Below are 16,295 nucleotides of genomic sequence, written 5' to 3' on the forward strand. Positions count from 1 at the left end.
AACGGCCTGTTCAGACACGTTTAGTGTCGCGGCGGAACGCCATCGCGGCCCCGGCCACGAAGATTACGAGCCAGAGAACCACGTTGACGATCCACGCCCAGTCGAAGGTGCCGGTGATGGGACTCCGGGCCAGTTGCCCGATCCCGTAGGCCGGCGTGAATTTAGCAATGTTCCCAAAGGTCTCCCCCATGACCTCGATCGGCATGAACAACCCGCCGAGCATGGCGAGGATGGCCAGGGCCGGGCCGAGGATCTGCATGACGTTCTGGCTCGGCATGAGGTAGCCGACGAACAGTCCGAGCGCCGCGAAGACCAGGGAGCCCAGCCAAGCTACCAACCCCGCTGTCAGCCAAGTCTGCGCATCCATGGTGACCCCCGCCAAGGCACCGATGGCGAACTGGGCCACGACGGCAACGAGGGACAGCGTCAGGGCGGCCAGGGCTTTCACCGCGATGTATGCGCCGGGCAGGAGGGGCGTGAGGCGAAGCTGGCGGCTCCAGCCTTGGGCACGTTCCACTGCCACTTGGCTGCCCGCACCGGTGGCAGCGGTCATTGCCGCATAGACCGTCAGGCTGATGAGGATGTACTGGCCGTAGCTGTGCCCGTTGGGCAGAAGCTTGTCCTTGTTGGACAGGCCGAAAATGAAGAAGAAGACGGCCGGCATGAACACCGTGAAAATGATGGTCCGGCGGTTCCGGAGCATCCGCTTGATCTCGATCCAGAGGAACGTGCGGTTTACCCCGCCCGCGGACGGCTTCCGGTCCTGGATGACTGTTGCCGCGCTCATACGAGGTCTCCTTCAAAAGTGATGCTCGTGGATTCCGGTGCTGCGTCGTCTCCAGTGAGAGCGACGAAGGCCTCCTCGAGGTTGTTGGCTGCCACCTCGACGTCATGCGCTCCGGTGTTGTTGAGCAAGTAGCGGACGACGGCGTCCGAGTCGCCGGTGCGGACGGTGAGGCGACCGCCGTCGTAATCCATGCTTTCCACCGGCGGCATCCCGGCGAGCAGCCCGCGCTCTATTGCAGGAAGCGAAGCCTTGACGGTGCGGCCGGAGGCAAGGTTCTTGATTTGGGCGGCGGTACCGTCGGCAACGATGCTGCCCTGCCGGACCAGGACAATCCTGTCCGCGTAGGCATCGGCCTCTTCGAGGTAATGGGTGGCGAAGACGACGGTCCGTCCGCGCAACGCGTCGGCCCTGATGGCGCTCCAGAAGTCGCGCCGCCCGGCGACGTCCATGCCTGTAGTGGGCTCGTCCAGGATGAGCAATCCAGGATCGGAGACTAGAGCCATGGCGAAGCGCAGCCGCTGCTGCTGGCCGCCGGAGCACTTCTCCACCTTGCGGTCCGCGATCTCCAGGATGCCCGCGCGCGCCAGGACTTCGTCAACAGGGCGGGAGGAATCGAACATGGCTGCATTGAGCTGCACGGTCTCGCGGACGCTGATGTCCCGCAGCAAGCCGCCGGTCTGCATCACCGCGGCCACCTGGCCGCGGGCGATCGCTCCCCGGGGAGTGTGCCCGAAGATGGAAACGCTTCCCCGGTCCGGGGCGCTCAATCCGAGGATCATGTCTATAGTAGTGGTCTTGCCCGCCCCGTTGGGACCGAGGAACGCCACCACCTCACCCGGCTGCACGGTCAAGTCCAGGCCGCGGACGGCGTAGACCTTCCCGAAGCTCTTGTGCAGTCCGGCGGCGTGGACGGCCGGCACACTCGTTGTTGTCATGACGCTCCTTGGCTTTGGTTTGCTCCACTACCCATCAAAGCCGAGATCCGCGTCCGGCGCCCGGGCGTGTGTCACCGATGAGGGATGACAAATGTCATCGAGGGGCTAGCGCCGTTCTGCTTCCCTGCGTGCCCGCCTGGTCATGACGACGGCGGCGAGCTCGCCGGTGTCGAACGATTCGAAGGCGTCCGCGGACTCTGCGGTTTCAAGCTCACGGACCTTCCCGTCGTCGTCGGCTGGTGCCGAATCCGCCGCGCCGGCGGCCGCGAGCCGCCTCGGACCGGTCGCTTTGACCACCAGCACTGCGATCAGGGTAGTCACTGGTATGGCCAGCACCAGGCCGATGGAACCCACCAGCGTCCGGATGACTTCCTCGGACAACTCTGCACTGGTGAGCGCATCAACCAGCGGGCGGTCGTACAGCATGACAATGATCAGGATCGGAAGCGCAGCGCCAGCGTAGGCAAAGGCGATGGTGTAGACCGTGGAGGCGATGTGGTCACGGCCAATCCTCATGGCGGACGTGAACAGCTTGCGCGCGCCAGTCTCCGGCGCCAGCTCGTAGAGCTCCCACACGGCCGCGGACTGGGTGATCGTCACATCGTTGAGGACTCCGAGCCCGGAGATGATCAGCCCGCAGAGGATGATCCCGGAGAGGGAGATCTTGTCTGACATGTTCACCAGCGTGGCGCCCTCGCTGCTTCCGATCCCGGTCAGATTAGCCGCATCCGTGGCCCAGGCCGCCAGCAGCGCCGTGATGCTGAGGCCGAAGATCGTGCCCAGCAACGCAGTGGAGGTCTTGGCGGAGAAGCCGTGGGCGAAATAGAGCACCCCCATCATGATCGCCGTGGAGCCGACCAATGCCACGAGCAGCGGCGGCTTGCCCTCCACCAATCCCGGAAGCATGAAGCTGACCATCACCACGTAGGCTCCGGCCAGTCCAAGGAGCGCCCTGAAGCCGCGCCAGCGCGCGACGGCAATGACCACCACCGCGTACAGGATCGCCAGAAGGGCCATGGGAACGGTCCGCACGAAATCCAGGAAAACGTACGACGGCGAGCCGTTGCCTGCCGCTGCGCCCTGCACCCCGGAGAGGTTCAGGTAGCGGATGCTGTCCCCCACTTTGACGCCGTGGGACTTGGCGACATCCGGGTTGATGACCACTCTTACGGGGCTGCCGCCGTTATCCGGTTGCGTGGACGCGAAGGTGCATTGGGACCCCTGCGGCTGTGTGCCGCTGCTTTGGTTCGCACCGTTCGTACCCGATGCCTGGGTCCCTTGCGTACAGCTTTCCTGGGTGACGGCTTGGATCTTGCCGGTATCAAACGTCACCCCGGGAGCGGCCGCGTACGGGCTCGCGAACGTGATGCCCGCTTTGCTCCCTGACGGCCACATGACGAGCATGGCGACGATCGTGAGCACGGCAAGCGGCGCCAGCACGGCTACGAGGAGCCAGTTGGCCCGTTTGCGCGCCGCGAGCGCCCGTGGACTTGGCTCCAAGTGTTCCGTGTGACCGTGTGAATGACCGTGACCCATTAGCTGCAAAACCTCATGCCTACAACCCTACGTGGGCCGGCGCTGAGTCCCGCCCAACTGGCTCGCAGCCGGGTTCAGGCGGGTTTGATGTTTTGGTTCACGTGGAAGAGGTTTCCTGGATCGTACTTGCTCTTTACGGCTTGCAGTCGCTCGTAGTTGACCCCGTAGTTCTCACTGATCCTGCCCTGATCATCACCGTCCATGAAGCCGATATAGCCTCCCGGCGAGGAGTGCGGGCGCAATGCCGCGGCGTAACTGCGGACCCAGTCGATATTCGCCTCGTTGTCTGCGGGGTCGTTCCACATGCAGGCGATCACCGGAGAGAACTTGACGCCGCGGTTGACGAAGGCGGTGTCTGTCTGACCCACGCGTTGCACCGCACCGTCGATCGGGTAGACATGGACAGACGTCTGCACGCTCGGAACTTTGCTTCCGTACTCAAGATGGGCCGCAATGGCGCCGTCGTTGAGTTCGGAGAGGAAATCCGCTTTCCAGTAGGCCTGCATCCCTTTCGGAAGAAGCGGATCAAATGCCGAGTTGAGTGCCGGGTACGGCATCGGCCCCACCAGCGAACCCGCCACGGGAGCAACATCCAGGAACGGCTGCCAACGGGCCCCTCCTTCTCCAGGATCACCGGTCCACATGCCAATGACCACGCAGACTGGTTTGCCGTGCCACTCCTCCGGCAGGAACGGTACGGGCGGCCCTTGGTGGAAGCCCACGAACGCCCCGAATTCCTCAGGGGCAGTGTCCATGTAGTCGCGGTAGAACTTCGCTACGGTCTCAGCGTGCTCCATGCCGTAGATGATGATCGCAGCGTGGACCATGTCCACCGGGTGCAGTTTGTATTCAAGCGACGTCACCACGCCGAAATTGCCTCCGCCTCCCCGCAACGCCCAGAAGAGGTCCTCGTTCCGGGTTTCGCTGGCAGTGAGGAATTTGCCGTCTGCCGTCACCACGTCCGCGGATATCAGATTGTCACAAGACAGGCCGTGCTTGCGGGCGAGATAGCCGATACCGCCGCCCAGGGTCAGGCCTGCGATACCGGTGGATCCCACGATGCCGCCGGTGGTGGCAAGGCCAAATGCGTGGGTGGCGTGGTTAAAGTCTGCCCAGGTTGTTCCTGCCTCGGAACGGGCCGTGCCGGCTTCGGGGTCAACACGGACTCCGGTACGGTTGACGAAATCTATGACAAGGGCGTCGTCCCAGGTCCCGAAGCCGGGGGCGCTATGGCCGCCGCCGCGAATGGCCAAGGGCAGGGAGTTTTCCCGGGCGAAGTTCACACTCGCAATGACATCCGCCACCTGCGCCACCCGGACGACCCCTGCCGGGCGCTTGTCGATCATCCCGTTATAGACAGCGCGGGCAGAATCATAGTCAGGATCATTTGGTGTAATGAGCTGCCCACGGAGCTGTTCGCGCAGTCCGTCGAGCGCTGTTCCGTTCATGGGTGTTACCGCCGATTCTCTTCAGGAGACCGGATTCGTTCCACCTGCCGCTACCCCACCAGACCAACGACTGGGGCTTACGTCGTCATGCCTACACCCAGGGCAGCGGCGTCGTCAAGGGTTCGTCCGGGGCTAGTCGCTGACCACCAAGGTGTCTGCGCCCCGGAGCTTCGCTTTGCCCAGCTTGAGCAGCGGATCCACGACTGCGCGCACAGCCCTCATGGAATCGTCCACTTCAAGGAGCACCGGATGCTGGTAGGCAATAAGCGCCAGCAAATCACGGACTGCCTCGCGGGCCTCGTCATCCTGCAAACGCGGTTCGTGGCCCAGGAACACTTCCGAGGGTTCATCCGAGCTGCCATGGGCATAGCTGATGGCGAAGGCCTGCAATTTGCCCTTGCGGGTGGCCGGAACGCCCGAACCAAAAGCACTGGCCTTCGGAGCGCGCAGCACGAGGGCACCGTGCGCCCCCGTCAGCTCGTCAAGGAACAGCCGCTGCACCGTGGGGATGCCGAGTTCGCCCGGGCTGTCCCAGTGGTGCACTGCCGTGTAGTACCGGCCGACGACGTCGCTCAGTTCCACGGATCCGGTAGCGAGGTCTTCAACCTGTTCGGAAGCTGCTTCCTCGGAACCGTCGCCAAACACCGGAAGCCTCAGCGGCTCCGGATCCACTACCACAAGCTGTGAGCGCTGGATGGGCGCGAGTCCTGCCCACTCGGCGAAAGCGGCGCCGGAGGTGCCGGGCTCCACCTTGCTGCGTAGCTTTGTAACCCCCGACGGCGACTGCTCGGCTTCGCGTCGCAGCATGGTGAGGAGCGTGGCCCCTATCCCGCTCCGGCGGTGATCCTTGGCAACCTCGATGTAGGCCCAGAGGCGTTCCGGATGCAGGGAAGCTTCATGGACCACGCCGGCAGCCACCGGGATGCCGATGCCGTCAACAACGTCTTCCGCCACGATGCACCTGCGCCAAGGCCGGCCTTCGCCGCCGTTGCCCGATGGCGCCAGTGCCGGCCGGAACTGCTGGGCCGGCAAGGTTTCTGGCCCACCCCACATTTCCAGGAGCGCCAGGTCGTCGCCATCACGCCATTCGCGGTACTCGATTGGCACGCTTAAGCGCCGATCAGTCGTGCGGCCAAGTAGCCCTCAACCTTGTCGAGCGAGACGCGTTCCTGGCTCATGGTGTCACGCTCACGGATCGTGACCGCCTGGTCGTCAAGGGTGTCGAAGTCCACGGTGATGCAGAACGGAGTACCGATCTCGTCCTGGCGACGGTAGCGCCGGCCGATGGCACCGGCGTCGTCGAAGTCGATGTTCCAGTTCTTGCGCAGTTGGGCGCCCAAGTCCTTCGCCTTCGGGGACAGGTCCTCGTTGCGGCTCAGGGGAAGCACGGCTGCCTTGACGGGAGCCAGGCGCGGGTCAAGCCTCAGGACAGTGCGGACGTCGACGCCGCCCTTGGCGTTGGGTGCCTCGTCCTCGGTGTAGGCGTCGATCAGGAACGCCATGAAGGAACGGGTCAGGCCGGCCGCGGGCTCGATCACGTACGGGGTGTAGCGCTCGTTGGTGGCCTGGTTGAAGTAGCTCAGGTCCGTGCCCGACGCCTTCGCATGCGTGGTCAAGTCGAAGTCCGTGCGGTTCGCGATGCCTTCGAGCTCGCCCCACTCGGAGCCCTGGAAACCGAAACGGTATTCGATGTCCGTGGTGCCCTTGGAGTAGTGGCTGAGCTTGTCCAACGGGTGCTCGAAGAAGCGCAGGTTCTCTTCCTTGATGCCCAGGCCCGTGTACCAGGACATGCGTTCCTTCATCCAGTACTGGTGCCATTCCTCGTCCGTGCCAGGCTCGACGAAGAATTCCATTTCCATCTGCTCGAACTCGCGGGTGCGGAAGATGAAGTTGCCCGGCGTGATCTCGTTGCGGAAGGACTTACCGATCTGGCCGATGCCGAACGGCGGCTTCTTGCGCGACGTGGTGAGTACGTTGCTGAAGTTCACGAAGATGCCCTGCGCGGTTTCCGGGCGAAGGTAGTGCAGGCCTTCTTCGCTGGCCACGGGGCCGAGGAAGGTCTTGAGAAGGCCGGAGAACTCCTGCGGTTCAGTCCATTCGCCACGGGTGCCGCAGTTGGCGCAGGCAATGTCCTTGAGGCCGTTTTCGGCGGGACGGCCCTTCTTTTCCTCGTACTCTTCTTCGAGGTGGTCCGCGCGGTAGCGCTTGTGGCAGGAAAGGCACTCGACCAGGGGGTCGGAGAACACCTCGACATGGCCGGAAGCTTCCCATACCTGGCGCGGCAGGATCACGGAAGAATCCAGGCCCACAACATCCTCGCGGCCACGGACCACGCTCTGCCACCATTGGCGCTTGATGTTTTCCTTCAGCTCGGCACCCAGGGGGCCGTAGTCCCACGCAGAGCGGGAGCCACCATAGATTTCACCGGCCTGGAACACGAAGCCCCTCCGCTTGGAGAGGGAAATGACCTGGTCGAGGACGGATTTTGCTGCCATGGGTACTCCAATGTTCTACAGGGCCGCTGGGTGCGGTCCGCGGTTGTGCGCGAAGGTAGTGCTGTGCAGGAAGCTGCGTGTCCTAGCCTACCGGCCTTTGGCCGCTGTCCTTCTTCCGGGACTGGCCTGCCTGCCCCCGGACGGAACCGCGGGAAGCGAGGGCACCCTTCGGCCAAGGCAAAGTGGCCACGATGATGGCCGACAGTGTCAACAAGGTGCCAAGGACCGTGGGCAAGGCCACAACCGTTCCGGGTGCCGGGAGGACCAGGTCCAACGCGAGTGATCCGAGCAACTGCCCGGCGATCATCCCCAGCCCCGTCACCAGGACACCCAGGCTGCGGACCAGCAAGGCCGCGAGACCGATGAAGACGCAGCCCATGGGGCCGCCCAGGTAGTACCACCATTCAGCAGGCAGGGCGTGGCCGGGGCCGACCAGCATCAGTTTGACGAGCCAGGCGACCCAGAGGATGGCTGCTCCGGCGACGAAGTTGACCAGCGTGGCGGCGATGGGGCTGCCGTAGTGCACGGTTGCGGTGCCGTTCATGGCTTGCTGGAAACTCATGAGGCAGCCCGCGACGACGGGCAACAGGATGGGGAGCAACAGGGATCCGACGTCGGTGGCCGCCCCCAAGCGCGGCGAGACGGCCCAGACGACGGCGGCAATCGTCAGGACGCTGCCGAGGATCCGGACACCGGTGATCGAACGCTTGCCGCCGGGCCCGATGCCGAGCCGGTCCACGAGGAGCCCGCTAAGGGTTTGACCCGTCACTGCGGCGACCGTGAAGAGTGCCACACCGAGCAAGCCAACGGTGAACGATTGGGCAAACACGAAAAGGGCGCCGATCCCGCCAGCCAGGACGTAGAACCGCGGGAAGCTGCGCTCCTTGAGGGCTGGCAGGATCCGTCGCAGGGCGGCGCGGCCCTTGGGGACGGCCAGCCCGATCGCGGCGATCAGTACCAGCCCGGTGGTGAAGCTCACGACGGCGGCCGCGATGCCGTCGTCGAGCGTTGCTCCCAGCGCCCCGTTGATCCGGCCCTGAAGGGGAATCACAAGTCCAGTGGCCACGGCCAGTAGCAGGCCGGTGAGCAAGGGAAGGGAAGTTCGGGAGGTACTTCCGGAAGTACTTCGGGAGGCGGGGCGGGACGATTGCGGCATTTTCACCACCTTACTTCAGGCATCATTGCTTGTATGAGCAACCCGGAAATTCAAGAAATCCCCATCCGCGACGACATGATCCGCCTCGGCCAGCTCCTGAAGCTCGCCAACCTGGTGGAGGACGGCGTGGAGGCCACCGAGCTCATCAAAAGCGGACTGGTCAAAGTCAACGGAGAGATCGACGATCGACGCGGCCGCCAGCTCCATGCAGGCGACACTGTGACCGTCAACGGACAGACGGTCAAGGTCACCAAGGAGTCCTAGTTTTGGCTATGCTTTCAGACGGACGTGAGGACCTTGTGCTCCAGGAATTCGCCCACGTGGCCGATTTCCTGCTGGTTGATGCCGTGCCACATGCCGGTGTAGAGCACCTTTGTAAGGTCCGTGTGCTTTCGGACCCACCCCATGGTGAATTCGATCTTGTCCGGAGTAATGACTGGATCCTGCTGGTCCCGTCCCCAGAAGAGCGGCACGGAACCGTCCAGTTCGGAGTCCCGGAACGTGGGGTCGGCATCGGCGTCGACGGCGAAACCTGAAAGCCCGACGACGGCGGCAAAGTCCGCCGGCCGCTGCCGGAGCAGCGAGGTGGCCATAGCCATGCCCATGGAGAACCCGAGGAGCGTCACCGAGCTGTGGTTGGACTTGAACGGGTCCAACCAGGAAAACACATACTCGGCCGCGGCCTTGACGGCGTCGAGCGAGTAGTCGATGGACGCAGTGAGCGGGAACCACGTGAAGCCCGGGCCGGTGGCGATCGGGGCGCGGAGCGAGGCGACGACGAACTCCTGGGGCAGCAGGCTTGCGAGGCTGAAAAGGTCTTGCTCGTTGGATCCATAACCGTGCAACAAGACCAGCAACGGCTTTCCAGCCCGTTCCTCATCTTCGTGGGACCACAAAACGACCGGGGCGGGAAAGGCGGAAGCTTGACTCATGGGACTATTCTTGCAGTTACCCATGAGTAACAAGCTACGGGCGCGTAGCGTTGCAGCAAAAGGCAGGATATGGACGTGAGTGGCACTGATTCCCCGGTGAGGCACGGCGCGGATGAGCCGATTCATCCGTGGACCCGCTACGTGGCTTTGGGTGATTCGTTTACCGAGGGCATCGGCGACCCCGAGCCCAACAGTCCGGGCGGACATCGCGGCTGGGCTGATCGTGTGGCCGAGGAACTGAGCCGCGGTCACAGGGATTTCGCCTACGCCAACCTGGCCATCCGGGGGCGCCTGCTCCAGCAGATCGTGGACGCACAACTTGGCCCGTGCATGGACCTTAAGCCGGACCTCGTGAGCATCTCCGCAGGTGGCAACGACCTCATCCGTCCGGGTAGCGATCCCGATGCCCTGGCCGAGAGACTCGATGCCACGGTACAGACCCTGAGTTCAGAAGGCGCCACGGTGGTTCTCTTCAACGGCCCGGACACCGTGTCGTCAGTTCTTGGGCGGATCCGCGGCAAGGTTGCCATCTACAACGAAAACCTGCGGACTGTAGCCTCCCGCCATGACGCCGTGGTGGCGGATATGTGGTCCCTGCGGCAACTTTCCAATTCGCAGATGTGGGATGAAGACCGCCTGCATTTCTCGCCACTTGGCCACCACACGATCGCCACCATGGTCCTCGATTCGCTCGACGTTCCGCACAGTCTGGAGCCGCTCCAGCCCAAGCCACTGCCACAGCGGAGCTGGCGGGAAGCGCGCTCCGGCGACCTCGTGTGGACACGGGAGTACTTTGTCCCTTGGGTCATCCGCCGGATCCGGCACCAGTCCTCCGGCGACGGGATCTTGCCAAAACGCCCGACGCCGGGACCCGTCTTCGGTCCGGCCGACTCCGTTTTGCCCCGAAACTGACGGAGGACCACGACGCTTGTCACAGGGGGCCGGGGCTAAGCTGGAGAAAGACCTAGGAGGCCTCCACCGTGAACAATTTGATCTTCTGGATCATCGTCTGCTCTTGGCTGATTCCCATGGGGATCCGCATGTACAACCGTTCGCGCCAACGCAGGATCAGGGACTTCCCTCCGCAGAATTACCCGGGCCAGAACTTCCCTCCGCAGAACTACCCTCCGCAGAACTACCCCTACGGATACCCGCCGCAACCACCGGTAATCATCCCGGCTGAGCCGCAGCCTCCGGTGGCGACGCCCGCACCAGAGGCCGCTCCGCCGTCGTCGACCGTTCCCCAGCCGGACACCGCGCCCCATGGCTACCGGGCCCGGAAACTGGCCGAACTGGACCAGCAGTACAGCGACGGGAAAATTGCCATGGAGGACTACATGTTGCTCCGCCAGGAGATCATGAACGGCTGATTCAGGAGAACAAAGCCTGCGTCAGCCAAAGAAAGCTTCGCGCAACTGGGGGCCAAGCTGGCCGATCTCAGTGAGGAAACCGTCGTGCCCGATGGGTGCTTCGATGACGTGCACTGAGACCTCGCCGGGCAGCGCCTTGGCCAGTTCGTGGGATTGCTCCGGAAAGTAGAGCCGGTCCGAGTCCACCGCGGCAACAAAGAACGTGGCAGTGGCCACGGACAGGGCATCCTCCAGGGCACCCCGGCCGCGGGCGATGTCGTGGCTCATCAGCGCCTCTGTGATGGCAATGTAGCTGTTGGCGTCGAAGCGCTGGACCAGTTTGCTTCCTTGATGGTCGAGGTAGCTCTCCACCTGGTACCGGCCCCGGTCCCCCAACGCGGGAGCCCGGAGGGGCGCTTCGCCACCTTGGGCATTCCGGCCGAAGCGGAAATCCAGTTCTTCCGCCGAACGGTAGGTGATGTGGGCGATCCGCCGGGCGAGGGCCAATCCTGCCTCGGGCGTGCGCCGGCCATAGTAGTCACCACCGTTGAAGTCGGCGTCCTGCCGGATGGCGAGCGTCTGGGCCTGGGCGAACGCGATCTGCTCGGCAGTGCTGTACGCCCCGATTGAAATCACGGCACATCGCTTCACGCGGTCCGGATAGCTGACCGCCCATTCCAGGGCACGCGCACCGCCCATGGATCCGCCTACCACCGTGTGCCAGCTGTGGATCCCCAATGCGTCGGCCAGCCGGGCTTCCGCCGCGGTGCTGTCCCGCAGCGTCACCAGCGGAAAACGGGAACCCCACGGCCTGCCGTCGGGCGCGCTCGACGACGGCCCTGTGCTGCCGTAGCAGCCTCCCACGATGTTGACGGAGACGACGAAGTAGTGGTTCGTGTCAATGGTCGCCCCGGGCCCAACGAGTTGCTCCCACCAGCCTTCTTCGTCGCTTTCGCCACGGGCAACATGGGTGCTGCCCGTCAGGGCATGTTCCACGAGCACGGCGTTTGAAGCATCGGCGTTGAGCCGCCCCCACGTCTCGTACGCAAGGACGACGTCCGGGAGAAAACCTCCGGCCTCCAGTTCGAGTCCACCCACGGAAACATACTTGAGAGTTCCGTCCTGGGTGCCGGAAAGGGGTATGGCTGTTGCAGCAATTGTCATTCGTTGACACCTCACATCGCGCTTGCCCGTCGCCAACAAAGCGAAGGGCCAGGTCTTCACCCGGGGCACCCCACCGCGAGAGGAGGGTTGCCGGCCAGCAAGCCGGGGCTGTCACTGGCACTCATGACCTAATACGAAGAGTCTAGGAAAACCGGACCCCTTCTGACGAAGATTATGACATCTATGTGACACTTGGCCGCGTTTTGTTCGTGCGAGCCGGTGCGGAGAGGCCGGTTACCGAAGGGGAGCATGATGCGCGTGTGACTCGCTAGAATCAGGTACAGCAGTCTGCATGTGGTCCATGCCAACAAGACGCAAGGCAATTTCAATCTCAGGAGGATCCATGCGCTTTGCCCAGCGCCTGGCCATAGCTACAGCGACGCTCCTGATGGTGCCTCTGGGTTTGGTACCACCAGCCGCGGCCCAGGCCGGACCCGCCCGGCAGGCCAGCGTTGAAACGAAACCTTCAGGCGACGTCAGCGTGGACTCATTCGAGCCCGACACGAACGCCGGCGAAGCGCGCTACATTGTGCGGTACACCGACGGGTCCGATGTTGCGGGGCAAACGGCATCTTTGCAGTCTCAAGGTGTCCGTGTGGGGAAGACGTTCTCGCATGCAGTCAAGGGCGCAGTGGTGGCAGCCACCCCCCAGAAGGCCGCAGAATTGTCCAGGTCCGCCGGCGTTGCTGCCGTTGAGCGAGACACGCCAGTGAGAATTGACACCACGCAGGACAGTGCTCCTTGGGGTCTGGATCGCAGCGATCAGCGCACGCTTCCCTTGTCCGGAACCTACACACCCCCCGCCAGCGGCGCAGGCGTCGCCATCTATGTGGTTGATACCGGCGTGCTGGGCACCCACGTGGATTTCGGTGGACGAGTGACCGCGGGATGGAGCGCCTTCGCCGGGAAACCCGCCACGGATCCGTGCACCAGCGCTCCAACGCTGGAGGCTGGTCACGGAACTCATGTGGCTGGAATCGCGGCGGGAAGTACCTATGGGATGGCCAAGTCGGCAACCATCGTCCCGGTCCGTGTGCTCGACTGCAATGGCGGCGGAATTGCCTCGGACGTCATCGCAGGCCTGAACTGGGTGGTGCAAGATCATCAGGCCCACCCCGGGCCCGCCGTCGCCAATCTGAGCCTGTCTGGCGCTGCGAACACTAGCCTTGATACTGCGGTGCAGAATGCCATCAAGGCCGGCATTACCGTGACCCTGGCCGCCGGGAATTCGGATGCCGGGCAGCCCAGCGTGGACGCCTGTACGCGGTCCCCTGCCCGGGTGCCAGAGGCCCTGACGGTGGCCGCGTCTGACATGTTTGACGGACAGGCCTACTTCTCGAATTACGGCCCGTGCGTTGCCCTTTACGCTCCTGGTGTCCAGATCACATCCGACTGGAACACGTCAGACACCGCGACCAACATCCTCCAAGGAACCTCGATGGCAGCTCCGCACGCTGCCGGTGCCTCGGCCATGCTCCTCTCGCTGAATCCCACATGGAACCCCCAAAATGTCTCCGATGCGTTGAAGTCTTCCGCCACCGCGGGGGCAATCGCGGCTCCCGCAGGGCAGGGAACCCCGAACCGTCTTCTTTACGTAGGCCCAAGCGATAACAACGGGGCCGTTGTGTCGGCGGGAGGCTTCGTCTCCCGCGCCCCGTACCGCGCTCTGGATACCCGTGTCGGTACCGGCGGAGTCACCGGCGGAGTCACCGGGCCAATCGCTCCAGGGCAGACTATCAACCTCACCGTGACGGGACGCGGAGGCATCCCTGCCACCGGCGTCTCCGCCGTGGCCATGAACATCACCGTCACCGCGCCGACTGCGGCAGGCTACATCACCGCCTACGCCGGAGGGACCACCAAGCCCGATACCTCCAACGTCAACTACGGACCAGGACAAACCGTCCCCAACTTCGCCATCACCCCCGTCGCCGCCGACGGAACCGTCTCCTTCACCAACAGTTCCAGCGGCACCGTTCACCTCATTGCCGACACCTCCGGCTACTATCTCGGCGGCACGCCCACCCAGTCCGGAACATTCAAATCGCTTGTCATGCCGCGAAGGCAGCTAGACACGCGAACTAGTACCGGCGGCATCAACGGACCGATCGGGCCCGGGCAGACTATCAAAGTGAAGCTCGCCGATGGCGGTTACGTTCCCACCGGCGTCTCCGCCGTGGCCATGAACATCACTGTCACCGCGCCGACTGCGGCAGGCTACATCACCGCCTACGCCGGAGGGACCGCCAAGCCCGATACCTCCAACGTCAACTACGGACCAGGACAAACCGTCCCCAACTTCGCCATCACCCCCGTCGCCGCCGACGGAACAGTCTCCTTCACCAACAGTTCCAGCGGCACTGTCCAGATCATTGCCGACACTTTCGGCTATATCATCGGCGGCCCTCCTCCCAGCCAGCCGGGCGCGTTCGGAGTGCTGGCCCCGCCACAGAGGCAGTTGGATAGCCGAACCGGGGGCGGTCCAGTCGCCCCCGGACAGACCATCAGGGTCCAGATCACGGGTCAGGGCGGCGTTCCCGTCTCCAGAGTCTCTGCTGTGGCTCTCAACATCACGGTTACGGAACCGACATCAGCCGGCTTCATCACCGCCTTCGCCGGCGGGACGGCGCCCAATACCTCGAACTTGAACTACGGGCCGGGCCAGACGGTCCCCAATTTCGCTATTACGCCCGTCGGGGCCGATGGCACGGTGAGCTTCACGAACAGCTCAAGCGGCACCGTCCAACTGATCGCTGACACTTCGGGTTACTACCTCGGCGGCTGAGCCGCCAGCGGCCGTTCCCAGACGGCATTGCGGGCTCCGGAAGCTTTGTGACGAACGCAGTATTTTTCCCTCCTGGCCCGTCCCGAAGGGACCCCGAGCCCCCTTTTCGACACATCCCACGTTGGTTAGGCTTGACTTAGCTGAGAGCTCCATCACAAAGTGCCAAGATGAAGCCATGCGCATGGATCACGTCTCTTACGCTTGTGAACGAGATGGCCTCTTGGCCACCACCGAGCGGATTTCCGCAGCATTGGGAGTGGACGCAGTCCGGGGCGGAGTGCACCCGCGCTTCGGTACCCGGAACATGATCATTCCCCTTGCTGACCACAAATACCTGGAAGTTGTCGAGGTCCTTGACCACCCGGCATCCGACAAGGCACCCTTTGGACAAGCCGTCCGTGCACGCTCCGCCGCAGGAGGTGGTTGGATGGGCTGGTGCGTCGCTGTGGACGACCTGAGCCCGTTCGAACAACGGCTCGGACGGGCGGCTGTTCCCGGCAACCGCAAGTTCCCGGACGGCCGTGAACTCGTCTGGTCGCAAATCGGCATCCTGGGACTGATCGCGGATCCCCAGGTCCCCTACTTGCTCCGTTGGGAAGGGGACCCCGCGCTTCACCCGTCCCTCGTCTACCCTAGCGACGTCAAGATGTCCAGCCTCACCATTGCTGGTTCAGCGGAGCGGGTCACAGAGTGGCTCGGGGAACCCGTGGAGAAGCCCCTTGAGGACGTTGCAGTCCAATGGATGGCTCCCCACGGAACGCCTGGAATCATGTCGGTAACGTTCGAAACTGCCAACGGAGCCGTCACGATCTGACGGACCGTCCGGCTAGGAAGGCCCGGAAAACTTCGGCCGCCATATGCGGGTGCCAATGACGTCACCCGCGATGGCGGCCGAAACCTTTTAACGGCGTTGTTCCTACCCCAGCCCGATCGCCTTGCCGAAGACGCTGAAGCCGACGAATGCCACGATGTCCAGGAGTGCATGGGCCACCACGAGTGGCATGACCCGTTTGGTCCTGGTGTAGATCCAGCCGAATACCAAACCCATGACCGCATTGCCGATGAAGGGCCCAAAGCCTTGGTACAGGTGGTAGCTGCCGCGCAGGAGCGCGCTGAGCCCGATCGCCAGTGGAGTGCTCCATCCGAACTTCCCGAAACGGTCCAGGAGGTAGCCCACCACGATGACTTCTTCGACGACGGCGTGCCGCACCGCGGACAGGACCAGCACAGGCACTGTCCACCAGTATGAGTCCAGGCCGCTGGGGATGATCGCCGTCGTGATTCCCAAGGCACGGCCAGCCGCATAGAGGCCCAGCGACGGGATTCCGATCAGCGCAGCGAGACCGAGCCCCTGGAGACCGTCGCGGCCCGGGCGGGCGAAGTTGAAGCCTAGACGCGTGAATCCCGAAGGGCTCTCTGCCGTTTGGCGGTGGATCGACAGGAAGTAGAACACCAGCACCACGGGGACCAAGGCGAAAGCAATATCGAGCAACTGGTATGTGAGATCGAAGTACTCACGCGTGTTCTGGGAACGATTGAGGGTGGACGTTCCCTGGGACAGGGGCGCCCGGGTCATCTTGTCCAACAACTGCACCACGGAGTACACGGCCGATTGGCCAAGGGACAGGCCAAGGACTATCAGCACTTCGGCGCGCAGCCGGCGCGTTGAGGCAAGGAGCATGCTCCTATCTTGCCTGCATTTGGCTGA

At 63.7% G+C, this 16,295-nt stretch carries 15 protein-coding genes and 1 riboswitch; of the genes, 5 read left to right on the plus strand and 10 right to left on the minus strand.

Going from position 1 to position 16,295, the window contains the following annotated elements:
• Positions 1-10: 10 nt before the first annotated feature.
• From OOZ51_RS06840 to OOZ51_RS06870, 7 genes are all read right to left on the minus strand, one after another.
• A complete protein-coding gene (locus OOZ51_RS06840) occupies positions 11-787 on the minus strand; it encodes an ABC transporter permease (protein ID WP_265978501.1) in 777 nt (258 codons plus the stop codon).
• A complete protein-coding gene (locus tag OOZ51_RS06845; RefSeq protein WP_265978502.1) occupies positions 784-1,722 on the minus strand; it encodes an ABC transporter ATP-binding protein in 939 nt (312 codons plus the stop codon). Before OOZ51_RS06845 ends, OOZ51_RS06840 begins: the two co-directional genes overlap by 4 nt.
• A 105-nt stretch (positions 1,723-1,827) precedes the next feature.
• Complete coding sequence (locus tag OOZ51_RS06850) at positions 1,828-3,258, minus strand: YibE/F family protein (protein WP_265978503.1); 1,431 nt, start codon at positions 3,256-3,258, stop codon at positions 1,828-1,830.
• A gap of 74 nt (positions 3,259-3,332) precedes the next feature.
• Positions 3,333-4,706: an FAD-binding oxidoreductase gene (locus tag OOZ51_RS06855; RefSeq protein ID WP_265978504.1), complete on the minus strand. Its 1,374-nt coding sequence runs from the start codon at positions 4,704-4,706 to the stop codon at positions 3,333-3,335.
• A gap of 132 nt (positions 4,707-4,838) precedes the next feature.
• Positions 4,839-5,813, minus strand: coding sequence for a GNAT family N-acetyltransferase (locus tag OOZ51_RS06860; protein ID WP_265978505.1), 975 nt, complete (start codon positions 5,811-5,813; stop codon positions 4,839-4,841).
• Positions 5,814-5,815: 2 nt separating this feature from the next.
• The gene (locus OOZ51_RS06865) at positions 5,816-7,201 is read right to left on the minus strand and encodes a glycine--tRNA ligase (protein ID WP_265978506.1); all 1,386 of its coding nucleotides are present in this window, start codon (positions 7,199-7,201) and stop codon (positions 5,816-5,818) included.
• Positions 7,202-7,283: 82 nt separating this feature from the next.
• Entirely contained in the window at positions 7,284-8,357 is a 1,074-nt protein-coding gene (locus OOZ51_RS06870) for a DMT family transporter (protein ID WP_265978508.1), read from the minus strand.
• A gap of 33 nt (positions 8,358-8,390) precedes the next feature.
• Between OOZ51_RS06870 and OOZ51_RS06875 the strand changes: the two genes are divergently transcribed.
• The gene (locus OOZ51_RS06875; protein WP_265978509.1) at positions 8,391-8,621 is read left to right on the plus strand and encodes an RNA-binding S4 domain-containing protein; all 231 of its coding nucleotides are present in this window, start codon (positions 8,391-8,393) and stop codon (positions 8,619-8,621) included.
• 14 nt (positions 8,622-8,635) lie between these two features.
• On the opposite strand, the gene OOZ51_RS06880 is transcribed toward OOZ51_RS06875, so the two are convergent.
• A complete protein-coding gene (locus tag OOZ51_RS06880) occupies positions 8,636-9,289 on the minus strand; it encodes an alpha/beta hydrolase (RefSeq protein ID WP_265978510.1) in 654 nt (217 codons plus the stop codon).
• Between the two features lie 69 nt (positions 9,290-9,358).
• Here OOZ51_RS06880 and OOZ51_RS06885 point away from each other — a divergent pair, with 69 nt between their 5' ends.
• The gene (locus tag OOZ51_RS06885; RefSeq protein ID WP_416346355.1) at positions 9,359-10,201 is read left to right on the plus strand and encodes an SGNH/GDSL hydrolase family protein; all 843 of its coding nucleotides are present in this window, start codon (positions 9,359-9,361) and stop codon (positions 10,199-10,201) included.
• A gap of 68 nt (positions 10,202-10,269) precedes the next feature.
• Entirely contained in the window at positions 10,270-10,659 is a 390-nt protein-coding gene (locus OOZ51_RS06890; RefSeq protein WP_265978512.1) for a hypothetical protein, read from the plus strand.
• A gap of 21 nt (positions 10,660-10,680) precedes the next feature.
• On the opposite strand, the gene metX is transcribed toward OOZ51_RS06890, so the two are convergent.
• Positions 10,681-11,802, minus strand: coding sequence for a homoserine O-acetyltransferase MetX (gene metX / locus OOZ51_RS06895; protein ID WP_265978513.1), 1,122 nt, complete (start codon positions 11,800-11,802; stop codon positions 10,681-10,683).
• A 13-nt stretch (positions 11,803-11,815) separates the two neighbouring features.
• A riboswitch (SAM riboswitch) is annotated at positions 11,816-11,931 on the minus strand.
• Positions 11,932-12,145: 214 nt separating this feature from the next.
• Here metX and OOZ51_RS06900 point away from each other — a divergent pair.
• Both OOZ51_RS06900 and OOZ51_RS06905 read left to right on the plus strand, forming a co-directional pair.
• Entirely contained in the window at positions 12,146-14,587 is a 2,442-nt protein-coding gene (locus OOZ51_RS06900) for a S8 family peptidase (RefSeq protein WP_265978514.1), read from the plus strand.
• A gap of 175 nt (positions 14,588-14,762) precedes the next feature.
• Positions 14,763-15,401, plus strand: coding sequence for a VOC family protein (locus OOZ51_RS06905; RefSeq protein ID WP_028266517.1), 639 nt, complete (start codon positions 14,763-14,765; stop codon positions 15,399-15,401).
• A gap of 102 nt (positions 15,402-15,503) precedes the next feature.
• Here OOZ51_RS06905 and OOZ51_RS06910 read toward each other — a convergent pair whose 3' ends face one another.
• Positions 15,504-16,268 (minus strand): CPBP family intramembrane glutamic endopeptidase, encoded by a 765-nt coding sequence (locus OOZ51_RS06910; protein WP_265978515.1) that lies wholly within the window; start codon positions 16,266-16,268, stop codon positions 15,504-15,506.
• Between the last annotated feature and the right edge of the window lie 27 nt (positions 16,269-16,295).

Origin of the sequence: Arthrobacter rhizophilus, assembly GCF_026241105.1 — a bacterium.
In the GTDB taxonomy this organism is placed as follows: Bacteria; Actinomycetota; Actinomycetes; order Actinomycetales; family Micrococcaceae; genus Arthrobacter.